General features: G+C 52.1%; 18 protein-coding genes. 12 read left to right on the top strand and 6 right to left on the bottom strand.

Annotated elements, in window-relative coordinates; translation table 11 throughout:
• Positions 1–23: 23 nt before the first annotated feature.
• On the bottom strand, positions 24–2,090 hold the full coding sequence (gene nosR / locus L2731_RS07630) for a transcriptional regulator NosR (protein WP_249252704.1): 2,067 nt from the start codon (positions 2,088–2,090) through the stop codon (positions 24–26).
• Between the two features lie 388 nt (positions 2,091–2,478).
• Entirely contained in the window at positions 2,479–2,775 is a 297-nt protein-coding gene (locus tag L2731_RS07635; protein WP_239854023.1) for a c-type cytochrome, read from the bottom strand.
• 294 nt (positions 2,776–3,069) lie between these two features.
• On the opposite strand from L2731_RS07635, the gene L2731_RS07640 reads away from it, so the two are divergent.
• Positions 3,070–3,522: a GNAT family N-acetyltransferase gene (locus tag L2731_RS07640; protein ID WP_249252546.1), complete on the top strand. Its 453-nt coding sequence runs from the start codon at positions 3,070–3,072 to the stop codon at positions 3,520–3,522.
• Positions 3,523–3,601: 79 nt separating this feature from the next.
• Here L2731_RS07640 and L2731_RS07645 read toward each other — a convergent pair whose 3' ends face one another.
• A complete protein-coding gene (locus L2731_RS07645) occupies positions 3,602–3,793 on the bottom strand; it encodes a hypothetical protein (protein ID WP_235375369.1) in 192 nt (63 codons plus the stop codon).
• A 295-nt stretch (positions 3,794–4,088) separates the two neighbouring features.
• Here L2731_RS07645 and L2731_RS07650 point away from each other — a divergent pair, with 295 nt between their 5' ends.
• Positions 4,089–4,967 (top strand): radical SAM protein, encoded by an 879-nt coding sequence (locus tag L2731_RS07650; RefSeq protein ID WP_249252547.1) that lies wholly within the window; start codon positions 4,089–4,091, stop codon positions 4,965–4,967.
• 41 nt (positions 4,968–5,008) lie between these two features.
• On the opposite strand, the gene L2731_RS07655 is transcribed toward L2731_RS07650, so the two are convergent.
• Positions 5,009–5,842: a mechanosensitive ion channel family protein gene (locus L2731_RS07655; RefSeq protein WP_249252548.1), complete on the bottom strand. Its 834-nt coding sequence runs from the start codon at positions 5,840–5,842 to the stop codon at positions 5,009–5,011.
• Between the two features lie 233 nt (positions 5,843–6,075).
• Here L2731_RS07655 and L2731_RS07660 point away from each other — a divergent pair, with 233 nt between their 5' ends.
• Both L2731_RS07660 and L2731_RS07665 read left to right on the top strand, forming a co-directional pair.
• Positions 6,076–6,531 carry a hypothetical protein gene (locus L2731_RS07660; RefSeq protein WP_249252549.1) on the top strand — a complete coding sequence of 152 codons (456 nt, stop codon included), beginning with the start codon at positions 6,076–6,078 and terminating at the stop codon, positions 6,529–6,531.
• 223 nt (positions 6,532–6,754) lie between these two features.
• Entirely contained in the window at positions 6,755–7,930 is a 1,176-nt protein-coding gene (locus L2731_RS07665) for a type III PLP-dependent enzyme (protein ID WP_249252551.1), read from the top strand.
• Positions 7,931–7,993: 63 nt separating this feature from the next.
• Here L2731_RS07665 and L2731_RS07670 read toward each other — a convergent pair whose 3' ends face one another.
• A complete protein-coding gene (locus L2731_RS07670) occupies positions 7,994–8,209 on the bottom strand; it encodes an HP1242/YdcH family protein (protein ID WP_249252553.1) in 216 nt (71 codons plus the stop codon).
• A 443-nt stretch (positions 8,210–8,652) separates the two neighbouring features.
• On the opposite strand from L2731_RS07670, the gene udp reads away from it, so the two are divergent.
• A complete protein-coding gene (gene udp, locus L2731_RS07675; protein ID WP_239854028.1) occupies positions 8,653–9,411 on the top strand; it encodes a uridine phosphorylase in 759 nt (252 codons plus the stop codon).
• A gap of 83 nt (positions 9,412–9,494) precedes the next feature.
• Here udp and L2731_RS07680 read toward each other — a convergent pair whose 3' ends face one another.
• On the bottom strand, positions 9,495–10,247 hold the full coding sequence (locus L2731_RS07680; protein WP_041407482.1) for an outer membrane protein OmpK: 753 nt from the start codon (positions 10,245–10,247) through the stop codon (positions 9,495–9,497).
• A gap of 301 nt (positions 10,248–10,548) precedes the next feature.
• Here L2731_RS07680 and L2731_RS07685 point away from each other — a divergent pair, with 301 nt between their 5' ends.
• The 7 genes from L2731_RS07685 (at position 10,549) to L2731_RS07715 (ending at position 18,618) form a co-directional block, all read left to right on the top strand.
• Complete coding sequence (locus L2731_RS07685) at positions 10,549–11,010, top strand: NfeD family protein (protein WP_239854029.1); 462 nt, start codon at positions 10,549–10,551, stop codon at positions 11,008–11,010.
• Positions 11,011–11,039: 29 nt separating this feature from the next.
• Positions 11,040–11,966, top strand: coding sequence for an SPFH domain-containing protein (locus L2731_RS07690; RefSeq protein ID WP_041509861.1), 927 nt, complete (start codon positions 11,040–11,042; stop codon positions 11,964–11,966).
• Positions 11,963–12,898, top strand: coding sequence for an SPFH domain-containing protein (locus L2731_RS07695; protein WP_041509862.1), 936 nt, complete (start codon positions 11,963–11,965; stop codon positions 12,896–12,898). Before L2731_RS07690 ends, L2731_RS07695 begins: the two co-directional genes overlap by 4 nt.
• A gap of 158 nt (positions 12,899–13,056) precedes the next feature.
• Positions 13,057–15,237, top strand: coding sequence for a DNA helicase II (gene uvrD, locus L2731_RS07700; protein ID WP_249252555.1), 2,181 nt, complete (start codon positions 13,057–13,059; stop codon positions 15,235–15,237).
• 360 nt (positions 15,238–15,597) lie between these two features.
• The gene (gene ubiA / locus L2731_RS07705; protein ID WP_249252556.1) at positions 15,598–16,458 is read left to right on the top strand and encodes a 4-hydroxybenzoate octaprenyltransferase; all 861 of its coding nucleotides are present in this window, start codon (positions 15,598–15,600) and stop codon (positions 16,456–16,458) included.
• Positions 16,459–16,749: 291 nt separating this feature from the next.
• A complete protein-coding gene (locus tag L2731_RS07710; protein ID WP_249252557.1) occupies positions 16,750–17,262 on the top strand; it encodes an SET domain-containing protein in 513 nt (170 codons plus the stop codon).
• Positions 17,263–18,618, top strand: coding sequence for a hypothetical protein (locus L2731_RS07715; protein WP_249252558.1), 1,356 nt, complete (start codon positions 17,263–17,265; stop codon positions 18,616–18,618).
• The last annotated feature ends 6 nt before the right edge of the window (positions 18,619–18,624 follow it).

The following is an 18,624-nucleotide window of genomic DNA, read 5'->3' on the forward strand; positions in this document are numbered from 1 at the left end:
ACTTAAATGTGTGTTGCTTGGTCCTATACGGCAGTGACCGTTGGGATCTCTTGTTCCTTATATTGCCTGCGCTTACGGGCCATCTTCTTCAGCGGTGGACACTTCTCTTCGTTGAAATAGGTCACCTGACAGTCGAGGCAGTAGTGGCACTCGCGCATGTTGATCACCCCGTTGGGATGAATCGCCTGGATCTCGCACTCTTTGGCACAGGTCTTACAAGGCGTGCCGCACTCGGGGCGACGCTTGAGCCAGTCGAACAGTCGCACGCTGTTGCTTACCGACAGTGCGGCGCCCAGCGGGCAGAGATAGCGGCAGAAGGTCTTGCGATTAAACAGGCTGGAGAAGATCATCAAGAGCGCCCAGAGAATGAAGGGCCATTCGCGATCAAACTTGAGCAAGAAGGTGGTCTTGAAGGGTTCTATTTCGGCAAACTGCTCGGCCATGGCCAGTGAATCCAGCGACAGGCCAAACAGCGCCAGTAAAATCAGATATTTGATGGCCCATAGGCGCTCGTGCACGGCGAAGGGCAGCTCTATTTGTGGCAGCTTGAGGTAGCGGCCCATGACATTGACCAACTCCTGCAGGGCGCCGAAGGGACAGAGCCAGCCGCAGTAGACGGCGCGTCCCCACAGCAACATGGTGACCGCGGCGGCGCACCAAAGAACGAAGATGATGGGATCGAGCAGGAAGAGATCCCAGGAGAAATCTTTCATCAGGGCGTGCAGGAAGGTGAACACGTTGACCACAGAGAGTTGCCCGCCCCAGCTCCAGCCGATCACGAGCACTGTCACTACCAGGAAGCCATGGCGCAGGCGGTGCATGAAGGTAGGGTGTTTGACCAGAATATCCTGGAAGAAGAGGATAAGCAGCAAGACGCCCATGAGGATCAGCAGCAACACGACTTCTACCTGTCTGTCATGCCAGATCTGCTGCACCATGGTGAGTTCGGGTTCTGGGACTATGGCCGCCGGGGTGTCCACATACTTATCGAGCGGATCGTACTGACCCTTAAAGCTGGTGAACAGGCTGTCGATAGGGCCCTTCTGACGTCTGACCAAGAGTTCGAATTGCCAGCTTGCACCCGGATCGAACTCGTGATGCTCGGCGATGCGAAACACTGACATCTCTTTGAACTTGGGGGCCCCCTGAATGTAGAGGTCGCTGATGCGGTTGTGGTCCAGGTCCCTGAAGGAGATGGCGTTATCTTTCTGATGGACCTGGATGCGATCGAAGATACCACCGCGCACATAGCCTGAGCCCTTGAACGAGTAGCCGTTGCCCATGACGGCCACCAGGTGTTCGCCGGGTTGTAGATTCTGCATCATCCACTGATAGTCGGCCTCGCCGAAGAGGTTCTTGCCTATGGTGGGGATGTCGGCCAGGGTGTAATAGATCTCGGCAAACATCTCCTGTTTTTCATCCGCACTGGCCTTGTCTACGTCCTCGGCGGCGGTGCCCATGAAGGCTTCGTCGACGGCGCCGCGGTTCAGGTGGAGTTTGCGAATCGAGCCATCGCCGGTCAGCTTGGTCCAGTTGGCCGGAGAGAAGAGTTCCTGCTTGATGGTCGAGATAGGCTGGATCTGGTCGGCCTGCTGGTCGATAATCCCGAGCGCGATGGCGGCCTGGGTGGCGGCCTTGGTGATGGCGACGTTCATCACCATGACGGTTACCGTCGCGCCGGAGAGGCCGTCGATGGCGACTATGCCCTCCTTCTCGTTGCCGCCCACCTTGAGCCTGTCCTTGACCGACAGCCCGGTATATTGCTCGGCAAACTTCCACAGCTTACTCTCGGGGATCCCCGCCAGGATGATGGGTTCATGGTGCTCCAGCACCTTAGCGCCCAGGTATTTACCCGCTGGATCTATGGCGACGAGTATGTTGACCGGCTCGCCCGAGTAGGCAGGAATGCGAGCAATATCATTGGTTTCAAAGCCATAGCCTAAGATCTGCTCGTCTTGGTAGATGGTCCTTAGGGCAGGCTCGCCCTGCTTGTCTGAGATACGGGTCGCATTTGGAAATAGCTCATGCAGGATAGGCAGGGGATCTTTTGGCGGGCTGACGAACAGGGCGTAGCTGGGCGTGGCAAGCATAAGTGCCAGTAGGGTGAGTAAAATCCATTTTGCCTGTGTCGTATGGTGTATCAATCTTGCCACTCGAACGCTCCTACAGTCAGTCTCAAGGTGTGTCAACCTAGCGTTATCTATAGTGCATCCTAAATGCATCTTTATGTTTGTGACGTGATTGAGATCAAATAAATTGCAAATTTGTTAATTTGACAGGCTTTTTGCGAGAGCGGTGCGGGGGCTGGATCACCCTGGCGGGCGGTTAACAAGTGGCATTGAAATTGAGTTGGCCGCCTTGTTATTAATTACTTTTTTATTAACTGAATGGTTAGTGCTAAATGACAGGTCGCGTCACCCGAGCTATGGCCGCGACCTGCTGAGAGAGTATAGTAGCTCTCGATGAACTAGGACCGATTTATTTCAGGCTCTCGTAATAGGCCGCCAGGTTGGCGATATCTTCGTCTGTCAGCGGCATAGCCATAGGTGCCATGACTGGGTCTTGACGTGTGCCTTCTTTAAAGGCTTTCAGTTGCTTCTCAATGTATTGAGCCTTCTGACCTTTGAGGTTAGGGTAGATGGGCGCTAGCGAGATACCGTCCGCACCGTGGCAGGCGGCACAAAGCATAGATTTTGCTTTACCGGCTTCGATATCGCCTGCGTGTGCCGACAGCGTGAATAGGCTTGCAAAAGCGATGAGGGCAATCTTTTTCATATGAACTCCATTTAAATAAGTTCTTTATTTTTAAGAACAATTGTTGTCGCAATATCTGATGACAGACGACTTAGGTCATCTAAAAATAGGCGGCGTCAATCGAATGCTTCCTAGTTTAGACTGGGTTAAATTGGGCATGTGAATCTTAGGTGTATTTATAATGTATGTATTTGACCAAGGTCAAGTCTAGCCGAAATTTGGGGCGGGTATCACATCTTGTCAACTCGTTGCAGACGCAGGAATAATCTAAATATAACAAGCGAGTGACTCAGGATTAACGATAAGGGGATTGTAGTGCGTTGGGAGAATCTGGCGTTTGCCGAGTTGAGCCGCGAGCGGCTCTACGAGCTGCTCAAATTGCGCGTCGATGTGTTTGTGGTGGAACAGGCCTGTGCCTATCCCGAGCTGGATGGCAAAGACACCCTGGCCGAGACTCGACATCTGCTGGGGCTGGACGAGCAGGGAGAGATTGCCGCCTATGCCAGAATCTTGGCACCAGGGGTGAGTTACCCCCAGGCCAGTATCGGCCGGGTCATCGTCGCGCCGTCGGCCCGGGGCGCGGGCGTTGCTAAGCCATTGATGCTGGAGGCGATCGCTATTGCCAGGCAGGCGTGGCCAGAGCAGGGGATTCAGATTGGCGCTCAGGAATACCTCAAGGGATTCTATCAAGGGGTGGGGTTTAGGCCCGTGTCTGAGGTCTATCTGGAGGATGGTATTCCCCATCTCGACATGCTGCTCGATAGGTGAGGAAATCTGGCGGGGACAAATAGAGGAGCACAGGGTGTGCTCCTCTATGGTTGGGTAATTAAGCCGTCAGGCTTGTCAGTCACAGCGTCAGCGACTGTTCCCTGAGTTGGATCTTAGGATCATGTTCAACCTCGCCATATCTGTCTATGGTAGACAGCTGGCTCTGTTGGGCGATGATCGCCAGCGGACCCGAAGGCAAATGGCGAACAAACAACAGCCGATACCCGTATCGATGCAGGCTATAGAGGGCCATCTTTTGTTCCGCACTCATCGAGCTCCAATGCTCATCATGATGCAGGACGTTCCCTCGCCTGTCTTGCAGTTGCTGTGCTATTTGCATGTTATTATCTACACGTTTGTCGGCCGATGTAGCCAATATTTCTTTCTGTGCTGGCACCGCCAGCCAGTTTTAAAAGATTAATCTTAATTAGATTAACGTCAGTCATTTTACTGACTTTAATTGAACATTAATTGAACGAGATCAATTTCTGGGGCGAGAAGTGGGCCCGAAAGCGAAAAATTATGAAAATGCTCACATCTTGGTCACATTTTGAGACAGGCATAAAATGATTAATTATATCGAGCCGTTATTTCGACCGCCTTCCGAGTGGAAGTCCCTCATACTCCAAGTCACCAATGGTTGTAGCTGGAATCGCTGCCACTTCTGCGACATGTATACCGCGCCGCAGAAGCAATTTCGTGCACAAAAAATAGATAAAATTGCAGAGGATATTCAACGGGTCGCACAGCGAAACCTGCCGATCTCACGGGTATTCCTCGCCGATGGCGATGCCATGAGCCTGCCCTTTAATCGCCTGGAGGCCATCTGTCTGTTGATCCGTGAGCATCTGCCGCAGGTGACCCGCATCAGCAGCTACTGCCTGCCGCGCAATCTCAACAATAAGACGGATGCGCAGCTCACCCGGCTCAGAGAGCTTGGGCTTAGCCTGCTGTATGTGGGCTGCGAGAGTGGGGACGATGAGGTGCTGGCCCGTATTGAGAAGGGGGAGACCTTCGACTCCTCCTTGATGGCACTTAAGCGGATACGCGCCGCCGGCATGAAGTCTTCCGTGATGATACTCAATGGCTTGGGGGGCGTTGAGCTATCAGCGCAACACGCGCTCAACTCGGCGCGCCTGATGAATGAGGCGCAGCCAGACTATCTGTCGACCCTGGTGGTGACGCTGCCCCTTGGCAAGGCGCGCATGGACGCCGGATTCGATGGTGATTTCAAACTGCCGGACCAACATGGCCTGCTGACCGAGATGCAGTTGCTGCTGGCTGAACTCGAGCTGGAGAAGACCATATTCAGGTCAGATCACGCCTCTAACTATCTGGTGCTCAAGGGGATACTGGGCCGTGACAAGCAAAGCCTGCTGGCCCAGGTCGAGCAGGCGATTCAGGGGCTGGTGCCCCTGCGCCAGGAGTGGCAGCGCGGCCTCTAGGCCTGCGCCTGGTGTTTTTGGCGCTAGCGCTCGATATGACTTTATCGCTCGATATGGATCTCGCGCACCGGGCAGGGGATCTCTATGCCGGCCTGACGCAACGCGTTGATAAGATCCAGGTTGACCTGGTACTTATTCTGATAGTAGCGATTGGTGGGCACCCAGTAACGCAGGCCTATCTCTAAGCCTATGCTGTTGAAGCCGTTGATCCCTATCTGGGGGGCGCGCTCCTGATTCACCTCTTGGTTGGCATCCAGGACTCGCTGGGCGATGGCCAGCACCTGATTGGCATCTGCGGCGTAGCTGATGTTGAAACGTATCTCGACCAGCTTTTCGCTAAAGGAGTTGTGCAGGATCTCGCCGACGATGTGCTTGTTGGGGATGCTGATCACCTCGCCTTCCTCGTTGGTGAGTAGGGTCAGCCCCAGGTGAATGCTCTTGACCACGCCGCTGACCCCCTGGATCTCTATGGTGTTGCCCACCACGAAGGGGCGGGTGACGATTATGGTGACGCCCGCCGCGTAGTTAGAGAGCATGCCCTGCAGTGCCAGGCCGGCACCCAGTGAGGCCGCACCGATAGCCGCCACCATAGGCGTGATGCTAATCCCAAGCTTGCCCAGGGCGATAACCCCCACCATAACTATGATGAGAATGCGTACCAGGTTGGAGACAAAGTTGCTCAGGGTGATGTCGATCTCATGCTTCTCAAACTGGCTAGCCACCAAGTTGGAGATCTTATTGGCGACCCAGAGGCCCAACAGGAAGATCAGTAGGGCGCCGACCAGCTGGAAGCTGTATTTCACCAGAAACTCGGTCAACAGGTTGTAGACATTTTGCAGTTGCGCCAGCTCCTGCTCCAGACCATTCTCATTCATAACACTCATCCTAAAATTTTCCCCGAACGTCGCCCGCCCGGCCGTGGATTCTAACCTGGGTATGTTACTTAATATTCAATGGCTTGATAACCAATATCTCACCCATGTCCCATGACAATAATTAGCGTGAAGCATATCAAGCTATTGGCATGCATCCGAGGGCATGACGACCAGTATAAGATATAGTCTATTTCACCCCTAAGTAACCTAACCTTTATCGTGAAAGAGGCATTATGAAAGCGCTAATTTTGGCTGTGGGCGTGCTGTTTTCGGCTGCGAGCCTAGCCAGCAGCCTGACCACGGGTGACCGTATCGAGGCGATCACCTTGGTGGATCAACATCAAGCCTTGTGGGAGCTCAACACCAATACTCAGGTTTTACTCTTTAGTCGTGGCATGAAAGGAGGGCAGATCATTCAGGAGGCGCTGGAGTCGCTTGATACGCCCATGCCGGACAATTGGCGCTATGTCGCCGATATCAGCGGTATGCCTTCCTTGATCGCCAAGTTTGCGGCGATCCCCAAGATGCAAGATCTCGACTTCGCCATCGGCTTGGATCAGGAGGGCAAGGCGACTCATCTATTGCCGGGTGATAAGGAGACGGCGACGGTGATCATCCTGGAGGGACTCGAGATCAGCAAGGTGATTCGGGTCGATTCGGCCAAGGCCCTGCTCGAGGCGGTGAAATAGGCCAAGCAATGTCGTCTGTTGGTGATGACAATTTATCTTATTAATCAAAAGGATAGCCTGGTTTCCGTCCAGGGGTAAAAGGCATTATCTCTTTTGGAATAAAAATTTATTTATTAAGCATAAAAATTCGTTGATCTCGGCGAAAAAATAGCGTTTACTTCGCAGCGATTTTTAATCGAATCACGCTAAACTATTTTTATTCTGCTACGGAGATACTGGCGAGATGAGCCAATTTCAAGCGATTGATGTTAATGAGTATTATGACCAGGCTACCTTTGAGCGTATCAAGGCATTTGCTCAGGATAAACCGACACCTTTCGTGGTGATTGACACTAAAATCATTGCAAAACAATATGATGACATGGTGCATAACTTCCCCTATGCCAGTATCTATTATGCCGTCAAGGCTAACCCTGCCAGGGAAGTATTGACCTTGCTGCGTGACCGTGGCGCCAATTTCGATATCGCCTCTATCTATGAGCTGGATATGGTGAGCGACATCGGCGTGACGCCCGACAGAGTCAGCTATGGCAATACCATCAAGAAGCGCAAAGATGTGCGCGCCTTCTATGAGCGCGGCGTGCGCATGTACGCCTCTGATTCCGAGGCAGATCTGCGTATGATCGCCGAGGAGGCGCCGGGTTCGCGCGTCTACGTGCGCATCCTTACCGAAGGCACTCACACGGCTGACTGGCCCCTGTCACGTAAGTTCGGCTGCCAGAATGAGATGGCCTTCGAGTTGTTGGTGCTGGCCAAGCAATTGGGGCTCGAGCCCTATGGCATCTCGTTTCATGTGGGCTCACAGCAGCGCGACATTGGTGCCTGGGACTCGGCCATCGCCAAGGTGAAGAGCATCTTCGAGCGCCTGCGTGAAGAGCATGGTATAGAGCTGAAGATGATCAACCTGGGCGGCGGTTTCCCGGCGAACTATCTGGATAAGACCAACGAGCTGGGCACCTATGCCGAGCAGATCACCCACTTCCTCAAAGAGGACTTTGGCGATCAGCTGCCGCAGATCATCCTCGAGCCCGGCCGCTCGCTGCTCTCTAACGCCGGGGTGCTGGTGTCAGAGGTGGTGTTGATCAGCAAGAAGTCGCAGACGGCGTTGGAGCGCTGGGTATTTACCGATGTGGGTAAGTTTTCGGGGCTTATCGAGACCATGGATGAGGCGATCAAATTTCCCATCTATACCGAACGTCAGGGTGAGCTGGATCGCTGCGTGATCGCCGGTCCTACCTGTGACAGTGCCGACATCATGTATGAGCACTACAGCTACGGCCTGCCTGTGGATCTTGCGATAGGGGATCGTATGTACTGGCTAACGGCCGGGGCCTATACCACCACCTACTCGGCGGTCTGCTTCAATGGCTTCCCGCCGCTGAAAGATTACTATCTCTAAGTATCTTCTAAAGAGATGACAACAAAGGGCGCCTGGGCGCCCTTTACTATGTCTGCCGTTTGGCTATTTGTCGTGTGCCTGAAGGATCTGATGTAGCTCCTCCTTGATATGCAGTTTCTGCTGTTTAAGCATCTTGACCTCTGGGGTGAAATCGCTGGCCGCATGTTGCTCTAGCTCTTTAATCTCGTCATCGAGTTCGTTGTGTTTGTTAAACATCTTGAGAAAATGCGCGTCTTTTGATTTTAGTTCGCTGATTAGGTCTCTGTATTCTGGAAACATATTGGCCGTCCTTCTTGGTCAAAATGGGTGAGAGGTCATAGCAAAAGTAGTTAATTTTCCTTTGCTATGGTTTCAGCCTAGCGCGATCTTGCTGTCTGTTTTGTGATCAAATTCACCGCCTGGGGTTTCGCTTCTGTCACTTTGCAACAGCGATTTCAACCTGTTGTCGTGTAAGACTATTTTCTGCTTTTTATTTAGGACTAAGACCTGAATTTCGGCGAAGACTCAGGGGAAGCAATAAATTTTGTCGGCTGGCTGGCAGCCTAGGTGGGAGTTGCTATATTTTCAGTGCTGCTAGCGGAATTGCTTTGGTAAATTCATTACAACAAATTATCTAACTACTGGCGGGGAAAGTGTGATCAGGTTAACCTTAATGGCTTTCATACTAGGTTAAAGTCCATTTAATAAGAATTTTATAATCAAAATTGAAAGGGGTTTTCATAATGTCAGATGTATTTCATTTAGGCCTGACGAAAGATATGTTAGATGGTGCAACACTTGCGATCGTTCCGGGTGATCCAGAGCGCGTGAAGCGTATTGCCGAGTTGATGGACAATCCAACATTTTTGGCCAGTCACCGCGAATACACCAGCTACCTTGCCTATATCGACGGTAAGCCGCTGGTGGTCTGCTCTACCGGTATCGGTGGTCCATCGACCTCTATCGCCGTAGAAGAGCTGGCTCAGCTGGGTATCGACACCTTCCTGCGTGTAGGTACTACTGGTGCTATTCAGCCACAGGTTAACGTGGGTGATGTGATCGTGACTCAGGCGTCAGTGCGTCTAGACGGTGCGAGTCTGCACTTTGCACCTATGGAGTTCCCAGCCGTGGCGAACTTCGAATGTACCACTGCCATGGTGGCGGCGAGCCGTGAAGCGGGTTTAGAGCCACATATCGGTATCACAGCTTCGTCAGATACCTTCTACCCAGGTCAGGAGCGCTACGATACCGTGACGGGTCGCGTGACTCGTCGTTTCGCCGGTTCGATGAAAGAGTGGCAGGACATGGGCGTACTCAACTATGAGATGGAGTCGTCTACCCTGTTCACCATGTGTGCGACGCAAGGCTGGCGCGCGGCTTGTGTGGCCGGTGTGATCGTTAACCGTACTCAGCAGGAGATCCCTGATGAGGTGACCATGAAGCAGACCGAGACCAGTGCCGTGTCTATCGTGGTTGCGGCGGCGAAGAAACTGCTGGCTTAAGTCTCGCTAAACGATATTAAAAAAGGCGCCTGATGGCGCCTTTTTTGTTTGCTTGCATCTGAGCAGGCTTTTGCACTGTCGGATTAGAAGTGATACTTGGCGATCACCGAGTAGGTGTTCTGATCTATGCCCTTAACACCATACTTGTTCTTCCAGTAATCGTATTCGATACCGACGAACAGCTTATCTTTCTTGTGGGCACCGAAGATGGCCGCGCCCAAATCGTACTTAACCTGAGGGTTGAAGTGGAAGTTCTCTTCATAGCCAGTGTTGTCGGCCGAGAATACCCAATCGATAAAGCCGTCGAAGACGATGTTCGAGTGACCTACCGGGAAGTCCATACGAAAGACTGGGGTCAACTGCCAGCCGTCGCTCAGGTTGCCGGTGCTGATAGCGTCGCGACGATAGGTGTTTAGCTGGAAGTAGCTGAAATAAGGGATCTTGAAGTCGAGACCCACACCATAGAGGAAGCTCTTCACCGGGCCTTCGCCCTCTTCGTAGGTGAGTGCCAGTGATACGTCTGTGATGGCGCCTACGCCCACAGGCTTGCCTAAGATCTTGCTGGCGCTGAAGCGGGGTGAGATCTCACCATAGGTGGTACTGTCTTTGCCGCCGTTATTGCCATTGAAGTAGATGAAGTCTTGAAAGGCGAACCAGTCGCCATACTTCCAGCCGCCGGCGGTTTCTAGGGTAATAGTGGTTTGTCGCTCCGAAGGAGCCAGATCATAGTTGTCGCCGTAGAGGGCGGTGGCACTGAAGTCCCACCATTGGATCATATCATCGGCTAGCGCGGGCTGGGCGGCGACTAGCGCGAGGAGAAGCCATTTCCTGTTCATCATCTGTTTACCTTTATCGTCGTTTTTTGAGTTATTTTGCGGTACTGCTATTTGTGGTTAATTTGAAAACAATCTCGGCACTCTTAGCTGCCTTTTCGGACTGTTTTCACGCCGTATGTTTTATGCGCCGCAAGTATACGGGATTTCGCTATTGTGCCCAATTCCAAAACAATGTCTTTTACCCTGGTAAATTAAATGTTTGTTGCCTGTGTCACATTTGTATCATGACATAATATGTCGCATTGCGAGAAAAGAGCTGATATAGTCTTGGCAGGGATACTCTCATTTCAGGGGGGGAAATATGGAGTTTTCTAATCCTATCTTTATCTGGATTGCCGTTGGTATAGTCTTGATGTTAGCCGAGATCATTCTGCCCGGCGGTATCGTTATTTTCCTGGGCGCCGCCTGTTTGGTGGTCGCGGGCGCATTGACCCTAGGCTGGGTCGAAGGCTTTGTGCAGGCCCTGACGCTCTGGTTCATCTCTGCCATCGTCTTGTTGCTGGCATTTCGCCAGGTAACACAGCGTCTGGTGGGTGGTGATTCCCATGTGGATAATACCGATGAGGAGTTTGACCTTTATAATCAAGTTGCCGTCGTCAAGACGGCGATCGGCCCGGCACAGCAGCAGGGGCGCGTCGAGTTTCAGGGAAGCGAATGGCCAGCACTGGGTGATGGCAGCGAGATCCCGGTCGGCGCGCGCGTCAGAGTGATCTGTCGCGAAAATATTGCCCTGGTCGTTGAACCTTTGACAGAGCAGGCTTAGCCTGGCTGCTTATTTACAGGATGGAATCTATGTTCGAATTTACCTTATTAATACTCTTCGTTTTCTTTATTCTTTATAACTTATTGTTGATCGTGCCCATGCGTGAGGTACACGTTATCGAGCGTCTGGGCAAATTCCGGGTGGTGTTACAGCCAGGTTTTCACTTTCTGATCCCCTTCTTCGACCGTGTCGCCTATCGGCACGACACACGTGAGCAGGTGCTGGATGTGCCGCCACAGAGCTGTATCTCGAAAGACAATACTCAGCTGGAGGTCGACGGCCTAGTCTATCTCAAGGTGATGGACGGTAAGCTGGCCAGCTATGGTATCGAAGATTATCGTCGCGCGGCGGTGAACCTGGCGCAGACCACCATGCGTTCCGAGATAGGTAAGCTGAGCCTGAGTGAGACCTTCTCCGAGCGAGACAGCCTCAACGAATCTATCGTGCGGGAGATCGATAAGGCGTCCGATCCCTGGGGGATCAAGGTACTCAGGTACGAGATCAAAAATATTACGCCATCTTTCAAGGTGATCCACACCCTAGAGAAGCAGATGGAGGCCGAACGCAGCAAGCGCGCCGAGATCACCCTGGCCAATGCCGAGAAGGCGGCGATGATTAACCTCTCAGAGGGTGAGCGTCAGGAGGCGATCAATCTGTCGGAGGGTGAGAAGCAGAAACGGATCAACGAGGCCAAGGGTACGGCCCAGGAGATTGCCATCGTTGCCCGCGCCAAGGCGGAAGCCATGACGCTGGTCTCCGAGGCATTGGCGCTCGAAGGCGGTAACGAGGCGATGAATATGCAGCTTAAGGAGCAGTTCATCAATCAGGTTGGTAAGATACTCAACGAAGCCGATATCTCTGTGGTGCCGGCCGAGATGGCCAAGCTGGAAGGTTTCTTTGAGGGCATGGAGCAGGTGACTCAGAGTGTGGGTCAAGTAAAAGGAGGTCGCGCATGATCGCAGGTATCAACACAGATTTAATCGTATTGGGGATCTGGGGACTGATCTTCGCCATCTTCATTATCAAGCTGTTCCAGTCGATTCGTTTGGTGCCTACCAAGTCGGCCTATATCGTCGAGCGTCTGGGTAAGTATCACACCACCCTAGATGCCGGCTTCCACGCCTTGGTGCCTTTCATCGATAAGGTGGCATATATGCATGACCTTAAAGAGGAAACCATAGACGTGCCGCCTCAGGAGTGTTTCTCCAGCGACGAGGTTAACGTCGAGGTAGATGGGGTTATCTATATCTCCGTGGTGGATCCGGTAAAGGCCAGCTATGGCGTGACCGACTACCGTTTCGCCGCCATTCAGCTGGCGCAGACCACGACCCGATCTGTCATTGGCACCCTAGATCTCGACCGCACCTTCGAGGAGCGTGACGTGATCAGCGCCAAGGTAGTAGAGGTGCTGGATCAGGCCGGTGCTACCTGGGGGATCCGGGTACACAGATATGAGATCAAGAATATCGCCCCGCCTGAGACGGTGAAGAACGCCATGGAGATGCAGGTGAACGCCGAGCGTGAACGCCGCGCCTTACTGGCCAAGAGCGAGGGTGACAAGCAGAGCAAGATCAACCGCTCAGAAGGGGTCAAGGCCGAGATGATCAACCGCTCCGAGGGTGAGATGCAAAAACGGATCAACGAGGCCGAGGGTAAGGCCGAGGAGATCCTCACCATCGCCAAGGCGACGGCCGAGTCTATAGAGCGCATGGCCCAGGTGGTGTCGGCACCCGGCGGTAAAAACGTGGTGCGTATGCAGCTTGGCGCCCAGTACCTCAAGCAGTTCGACGGCCTGACCAACAGCGCCAACAAGATTGTCCTGCCGGGCAACATGATGGACTTCGATCACTGGATGGACAGCATTGGGCTGGAAGAGAGCAAGGACTAAGCCTCGCCTAACCCCCGCCCTTTCCCTAAAAGCCCAAGCCTTAGCCTGGGCTTTTTTTTACTCGCAGTTTAGTGTGACGACCGCTTAGGGATACGGGCGACGGTAGGATCGGGCTACACCTCCTGTTATACTTGCCGCCTGATTTTTTGGAGGCAAGAATGGACGTATCTTCTTTACTCGACGGCTTAAACGACAAACAGCGCGAGGCCGTCGGCGCACCACAATCTAGCATGCTGGTGCTGGCGGGCGCGGGCAGCGGTAAGACCCGGGTACTGACCCACCGTATCGCCTGGCTGATGCAGGTAGAGCAGCAGAGTCCCTATTCTATTCTGGCGGTGACCTTTACTAACAAGGCCGCGGCCGAGATGCGCGAGCGTGTGGAGAAGGTCAGCGGCAGCAACATGGGCCGCATGTGGATCGGCACCTTCCATGGCCTGGCCCATCGCCTGCTGCGCACCCATTATCAAGATGCCAACTTGCCCCAGAGTTTTCAAATTCTCGACTCGGACGATCAGCTCAGGCTGATCAAGCGGATCCTCAAGAGCCTGAATCTGGATGAGAAACAGTATCCGCCGCGCCAGGCCCAGGGTTATATCAACGGCAAGAAAGATCAGGGGCTGAGGCCTAAGCATATCGACGCCGGCGGTTTCCCCATTGAGCAGAACTTGTTGAAGATCTATCAGGTGTACCAGGAGTCTTGCGATCGCGCAGGCCTGGTGGACTTTGCCGAGATCTTGCTAAGGGCCCATGAGCTCTGGCTTAACAAGCCCCATATTCTCGAGCACTATCAGGAGCGCTTCAAGAACATACTGGTGGACGAGTTTCAGGATACCAACGCCATCCAGTACGCCTGGATCCGTGTGCTCGCGGGCAGCACGGCCAACGTGATGATCGTCGGCGATGATGACCAGTCCATCTATGGCTGGCGCGGTGCCCAGGTGGAGAACCTGCATAAGTTTCTGCAGGACTTCCCGGCGGCCCAGACCATACGCCTGGAGCAGAATTACCGCTCCAGCGGCAACATTCTTAACGCCTCCAACGAGCTGATCGCTAACAACCCGGACCGACTGGGCAAGAAGCTGTGGACCGAAGACAAGGATGGGGAGAAGATCGGCCTGTACTGCGCCTTCAACGAGATGGACGAGGCCCGCTTCATCGTGGGTCGCATCACGGACTGGCAGGATATGGGCGGTAACCTCAGCGATTGCGCCATCCTCTATCGTTCCAATGCCCAGTCGCGGGTGTTGGAAGAGGCCTTGCTGCATAAGGGAATGGCTTATCGCATCTATGGCGGCCTGCGCTTCTTCGAGCGTCAGGAGATCAAAGATGCCATGGGGTATCTGCGCCTGATCAGCAATAAGAACGACGACGCTGCCTTCGAGCGTATCATCAACACGCCGACCCGTGGCATAGGCGACCGTACCCTGGAGATCTTGCGCAGCACGGCGCGTCAGCAGGAGCTGACCCTGTGGCAGACCTGTCTGCGCCTGCTCGATGAGAAGGTGCTCTCGGGCCGGGCCGCCAACGCGGTACGTGGCTTCATGGATCTTATCGTCAACTTGCAGCAGGAGACGGCGGAGCAGTCGCTACATCGCATGACAGATCATGTGATCCAAGCCTCTGGCCTCAAGGCCATGTACGAGGCGGAGAAGGGCGAGAAGGCCCGTGCCAGGGTAGAAAACTTAGAAGAGCTGGTCACCGCGGCGCGCACCTTCGTGATGCCGGAAGATCTCGAAGACATGGGCGAGCTGAACGCCTTCCTCTCCCATGCAGCCCTCGAGGCAGGCGAGGGGCAGGCCGATGCCTTCACCGACGCCGTGCAGCTGATGACACTGCACTCGGCCAAGGGCCTGGAGTTCCCCATGGTCTTCATGGCGGGGGTCGAAGAGGGGATATTCCCCAGCCAGATGGCGATGGATGAGGGCGACAGACTGGATGAGGAGCGCCGCCTCTGTTACGTGGGTATGACCCGTGCCATGAAGCAGCTCTATATCACCTACGCCGAGTCGCGCCGCATCTATGGCCGGGAAAACTATGCTCGCCCGTCGCGCTTCATCAAGGAGATCCCTGACGACTATGTGCAGGAGATCCGCATGAGGACCAGCGTTACCGCGCCAGCCAGCACTAATAGGTTTAGTCAGGCGCAGGCTTCCTTTAACGGTTCAGCCTTCAACGATTCAGGCTTCAATATCGGCCAGCGGGTGAACCACCCTAAGTTTGGTGAGGGGAAGGTGACAAACTTCGAGGGTAGTGGTGCCCAGGCCAGAGTCCAGGTCGATTTTCTCGACGTGGGCAGCAAGTGGCTGGTGGTGGCCTATGCGCGTTTGGAGACGCTGTAATCCTAGGGCCTGTTTATCTTTCGCGTTCATTTTTGCAGCATTCTGTATCGCTTTTATACAAGGCAGAGCGATTGTAATGTGGTGTGCTACATCAATGAGCGATAACCCAGTAGAAAAATGATACAGACGTTGCCCGTAGGGTTCGTCTTGAGCATGTTCAACTCTTCGTTACTCGGCTTTTATATAGAATAACTATACTTCAAGCCTCATGCCGCGATTTGAACGTGCTCAATTAGAACAAAAATTGTTCTCAAAAGGTCAACAGGCCCTAGGGTGATAAAGCGCTTGAAACTCGTAGGGCGTCAGTCATAATGCCAAGTAATGATAAAGGCCAAAGCAGTCGTTAGGAGAGCCTAGAAAATGAGCTTAAGGGATAAATTGGACGCCTATTTGCGTCTGGCACGGATGGACAGGCCTATAGGAACCTTTTTGTTGTTATGGCCATGCCTGATGGCGCTGGTGCTGGCCGCCGGTGGTATGCCGGATCTTAAGGTGTTGATCATCTTCGTTATCGGTGTGGTGGTGATGCGTGCCTGCGGTTGCATCATCAACGACTATGCCGACCGCAAGTTGGACTCCCATGTGGAGCGTACCAAGAGCCGCCCCCTGGCCAGTGGTGAGGTGACGGTCAAAGAGGCGCTTATCCTGTTTGTGGTGCTTGGCCTGCTGGCCTTCGCCTTAGTGCTGATGCTCAACCCGCTGGTGGTGCAGCTTTCTTTCGTCGGCATCCTATTGACCATCATCTACCCCTTTACCAAACGTTTCACCAACATGCCGCAGATGTTCCTCGGCGTGGTGTGGAGCTGGTCGATCCCTATGGCCTATGCGGCGCAGCTAGGCACAGTGCCGGTAGAAGCCTGGTGGCTGTTTGCCGCTAACTGGTGCTGGACAGTGGCCTACGACACCATGTATGCCATGGTGGACAGAGACGATGACCTCAAGGTGGGCATCAAGTCGACGGCGATTCTCTTTGGCCGTTTCGATCGTCAGATCATCGGCCTGTTTCAGCTGGCCGCCCTCGGCTGTTTCATCATGGCCGGGCTCAGCGCCGATCGTGGCCTGGTCTTCGCTCTGGGGATCCTCACCTTCATCGGTTTCGCCCTCTACCAGCAGAAGTTGATCTTTGACCGCGAGCGCGCTCCCTGCTTACAGGCTTTTTTGAACAACAACTGGGCCGGCATGACGCTGTTTCTGGCCCTGGGTATTGATTATTTGCTGTAGTGCCTATATCGCCAATTAAGCCACCAATGACGGTGGCTTTTTTGTTTTTACCACGCTGAAAATCGCTCCCTTTCTGCTCCTTTTTGGATCCTCTTTCTAACCTTATTTTGCTTCTTAAGGCTTACATCAATGGGTTTGAGGCTATAGAGGTTCTGGGCCGCAAGTGAAAGGTTACTCAAGCTCTATCCATTGAGTGTAATTTTGTTGACTTAAGATTGGGCTATTGCAGTGGAAATGTGATTGAATAATAGATAAGTTATTGTATAAAAATCACTTTAAGACTGAGGCGGGATGATCAATTCATCTCATCAGGGCAGCGGTCAGTTGTTGTCAGAGGAACTAAATATGGATGTGACTCAAGATCTGCAGTTTGTTCGCAGTGTGGTTGTAGATAATATTGGCGACACCCAAATTGATGTTAGTGAATTACATGGGTTCGGATTATTTTGCCAAGAGTTTGGCTTTGAAGCTGGACAGGAGCTATGTGTGCTCGATGGTCAGGTTGTCACCATTGAGCATTATGAGAAGATAGAGGCGTTGGTTGCGCCAAATATCCTAGCTTATAAAAATTATATCTTTATGGAATGTAATTACTTAGGGGCAGATAAACTGTTGGTCAGGCCCTTTAGAAGCAAATACAGTTACATCAATCACAGTCGCACGCCTAATCTCGAGCTCAAGCGCGATCCGCTGCGTGTCGTGACTTTGAGAAAGATTGTGGCAGGAGAGGAACTAACGATTGATTACCGCAAAGAGCCGCTGCCAGAAGCCTATGTAAATAACCCAGTAAAGGATTTTTTGTAAATGGTTAAAACTTCGGTGATGTGTGTTCAGCCGCTAGAACTCGGCGTTGATACCTTTGATGCGGCACTGACTAATAATCGTAATATCAAGAAATTCTTCAGCGCAAATATGGATGTTAAGCCAAGCATCGATTGGATTAACTCCTTCTTAAAAATCCATACGAGAAGTAAAAATTTTAAGTCGATACTCTCTTCGACTAGGACGCCGGTATCGGGACAGTTACTGAAGGCTGATCTCGCTCAGTCAATGTTCTGGGTTAACGATGAGTATGATATTTCTGACAACTTGCTTCCCAAGGAGTGTAAGTTCGATCTGATTTTCGATTATCGTCTCTACAGCTTTATTTTGGTTTACGAGCTGGTATTCGAGTTTGAAGAAGCCAGATTGATGCAATTATTAGCTACTGATTATAAGGATCAAGATAAGAATAATCTCTATAACACTGTGCGTAACCTATTGGTTAAAGAGCATAATGACAGTCAGATCAGCGTTTGGGCATCTCAGGTGATTGAACTGGCGAAGATGAAGACAATTGAATGCCTTAAGTTGATTGATAACAAGCGTAATCATGAGGTGAAGCTGCTCAATAATACAGGGAATATCACCTTTTTCTATCGAACCGACGCGGCTAACCAAGGGTTGAAAGAGGCCATATTTGATTGTAATACCCAGGCCGAACGTGTTTCCTATAATCAGACCACTATTCTGGATAATGACAAGGTCAGTTACCGCTTTTACAGCCGCTTTCATTCGATTATTTCTAATGATAGAAGTTACTACCATAGATTTTTCCCGATTCAATACCACATTCAATATATGTGGTTCTCCACGGCTTACTTCATCAATCTCATGGATGAGCTCAATCGTCGTATCCTAATCGATGATCGCAACAAGAGTATTGAAAAGAATCGTGTGGTTATCGACGAATATATCAATAAGTTTGAACTGCTCAGGATCCAGAATCAGGACATGAAGTCTCTGTTTGAGTCTGATAATGACAAGATATATGTACCGATGGAGAGTAAATGGAATATATGTAACGCGCTCGATAATGCGCAATCTTATGTGGCGTCATTTAAAGATTACCTTGAGCGTTCCTATCAGCGTCGTATGGAAAGCACCAACACCAAGCAGAGTAAGATTTTGTTTGTGATCTCCTGTATTCAACTGATGGGACTGGTGAGTATCTGGAACGACTATCTATCTCTCTCAAAAGTAAGGCAGTTTATGTATACCACTGGGATACATAAAGATTCCCAAGTGGAGTTTGTGCTCAGTATTAATACCTGGTTCCCCATTGTGCTCTTCGTAGGGCTGTTGGGCTTTATGCTTTATAGCCATTATAATAGCCGCTAGAATAGC

Origin of the sequence: Shewanella aquimarina (genome assembly GCF_023349185.1) — a bacterium.
In the GTDB taxonomy this organism is placed as follows: domain Bacteria; phylum Pseudomonadota; class Gammaproteobacteria; order Enterobacterales; family Shewanellaceae; genus Shewanella; species Shewanella aquimarina.

Bases quoted from the DNA above. Each gene is read 5' to 3' on its own strand.
- L2731_RS07655 (WP_249252548.1), bottom strand. From the start codon at position 5,842: ATGAATGAGAATGGTCTGGAGCAGGAGCTGGCGCAACTGCAAAATGTC.
- uvrD (WP_249252555.1), top strand. From the start codon at position 13,057: ATGGACGTATCTTCTTTACTCGACGGCTTAAACGACAAACAGCGCGAG.
- L2731_RS07690 (WP_041509861.1), top strand. From the start codon at position 11,040: ATGTTCGAATTTACCTTATTAATACTCTTCGTTTTCTTTATTCTTTAT.
- L2731_RS07660 (WP_249252549.1), top strand. From the start codon at position 6,076: ATGAAAGCGCTAATTTTGGCTGTGGGCGTGCTGTTTTCGGCTGCGAGC.
- L2731_RS07665 (WP_249252551.1), top strand. From the start codon at position 6,755: ATGAGCCAATTTCAAGCGATTGATGTTAATGAGTATTATGACCAGGCT.
- L2731_RS07650 (WP_249252547.1), top strand. From the start codon at position 4,089: ATGATTAATTATATCGAGCCGTTATTTCGACCGCCTTCCGAGTGGAAG.
- L2731_RS07635 (WP_239854023.1), bottom strand. From the start codon at position 2,775: ATGAAAAAGATTGCCCTCATCGCTTTTGCAAGCCTATTCACGCTGTCG.
- nosR (WP_249252704.1), bottom strand. From the start codon at position 2,090: ATGCTTGCCACGCCCAGCTACGCCCTGTTCGTCAGCCCGCCAAAAGAT.
- L2731_RS07695 (WP_041509862.1), top strand. From the start codon at position 11,963: ATGATCGCAGGTATCAACACAGATTTAATCGTATTGGGGATCTGGGGA.
- L2731_RS07670 (WP_249252553.1), bottom strand. From the start codon at position 8,209: ATGTTTCCAGAATACAGAGACCTAATCAGCGAACTAAAATCAAAAGAC.
- ubiA (WP_249252556.1), top strand. From the start codon at position 15,598: ATGAGCTTAAGGGATAAATTGGACGCCTATTTGCGTCTGGCACGGATG.
- L2731_RS07715 (WP_249252558.1), top strand. From the start codon at position 17,263: ATGGTTAAAACTTCGGTGATGTGTGTTCAGCCGCTAGAACTCGGCGTT.
- udp (WP_239854028.1), top strand. From the start codon at position 8,653: ATGTCAGATGTATTTCATTTAGGCCTGACGAAAGATATGTTAGATGGT.
- L2731_RS07685 (WP_239854029.1), top strand. From the start codon at position 10,549: ATGGAGTTTTCTAATCCTATCTTTATCTGGATTGCCGTTGGTATAGTC.
- L2731_RS07710 (WP_249252557.1), top strand. From the start codon at position 16,750: ATGATCAATTCATCTCATCAGGGCAGCGGTCAGTTGTTGTCAGAGGAA.
- L2731_RS07680 (WP_041407482.1), bottom strand. From the start codon at position 10,247: ATGAACAGGAAATGGCTTCTCCTCGCGCTAGTCGCCGCCCAGCCCGCG.
- L2731_RS07645 (WP_235375369.1), bottom strand. From the start codon at position 3,793: ATGAGTGCGGAACAAAAGATGGCCCTCTATAGCCTGCATCGATACGGG.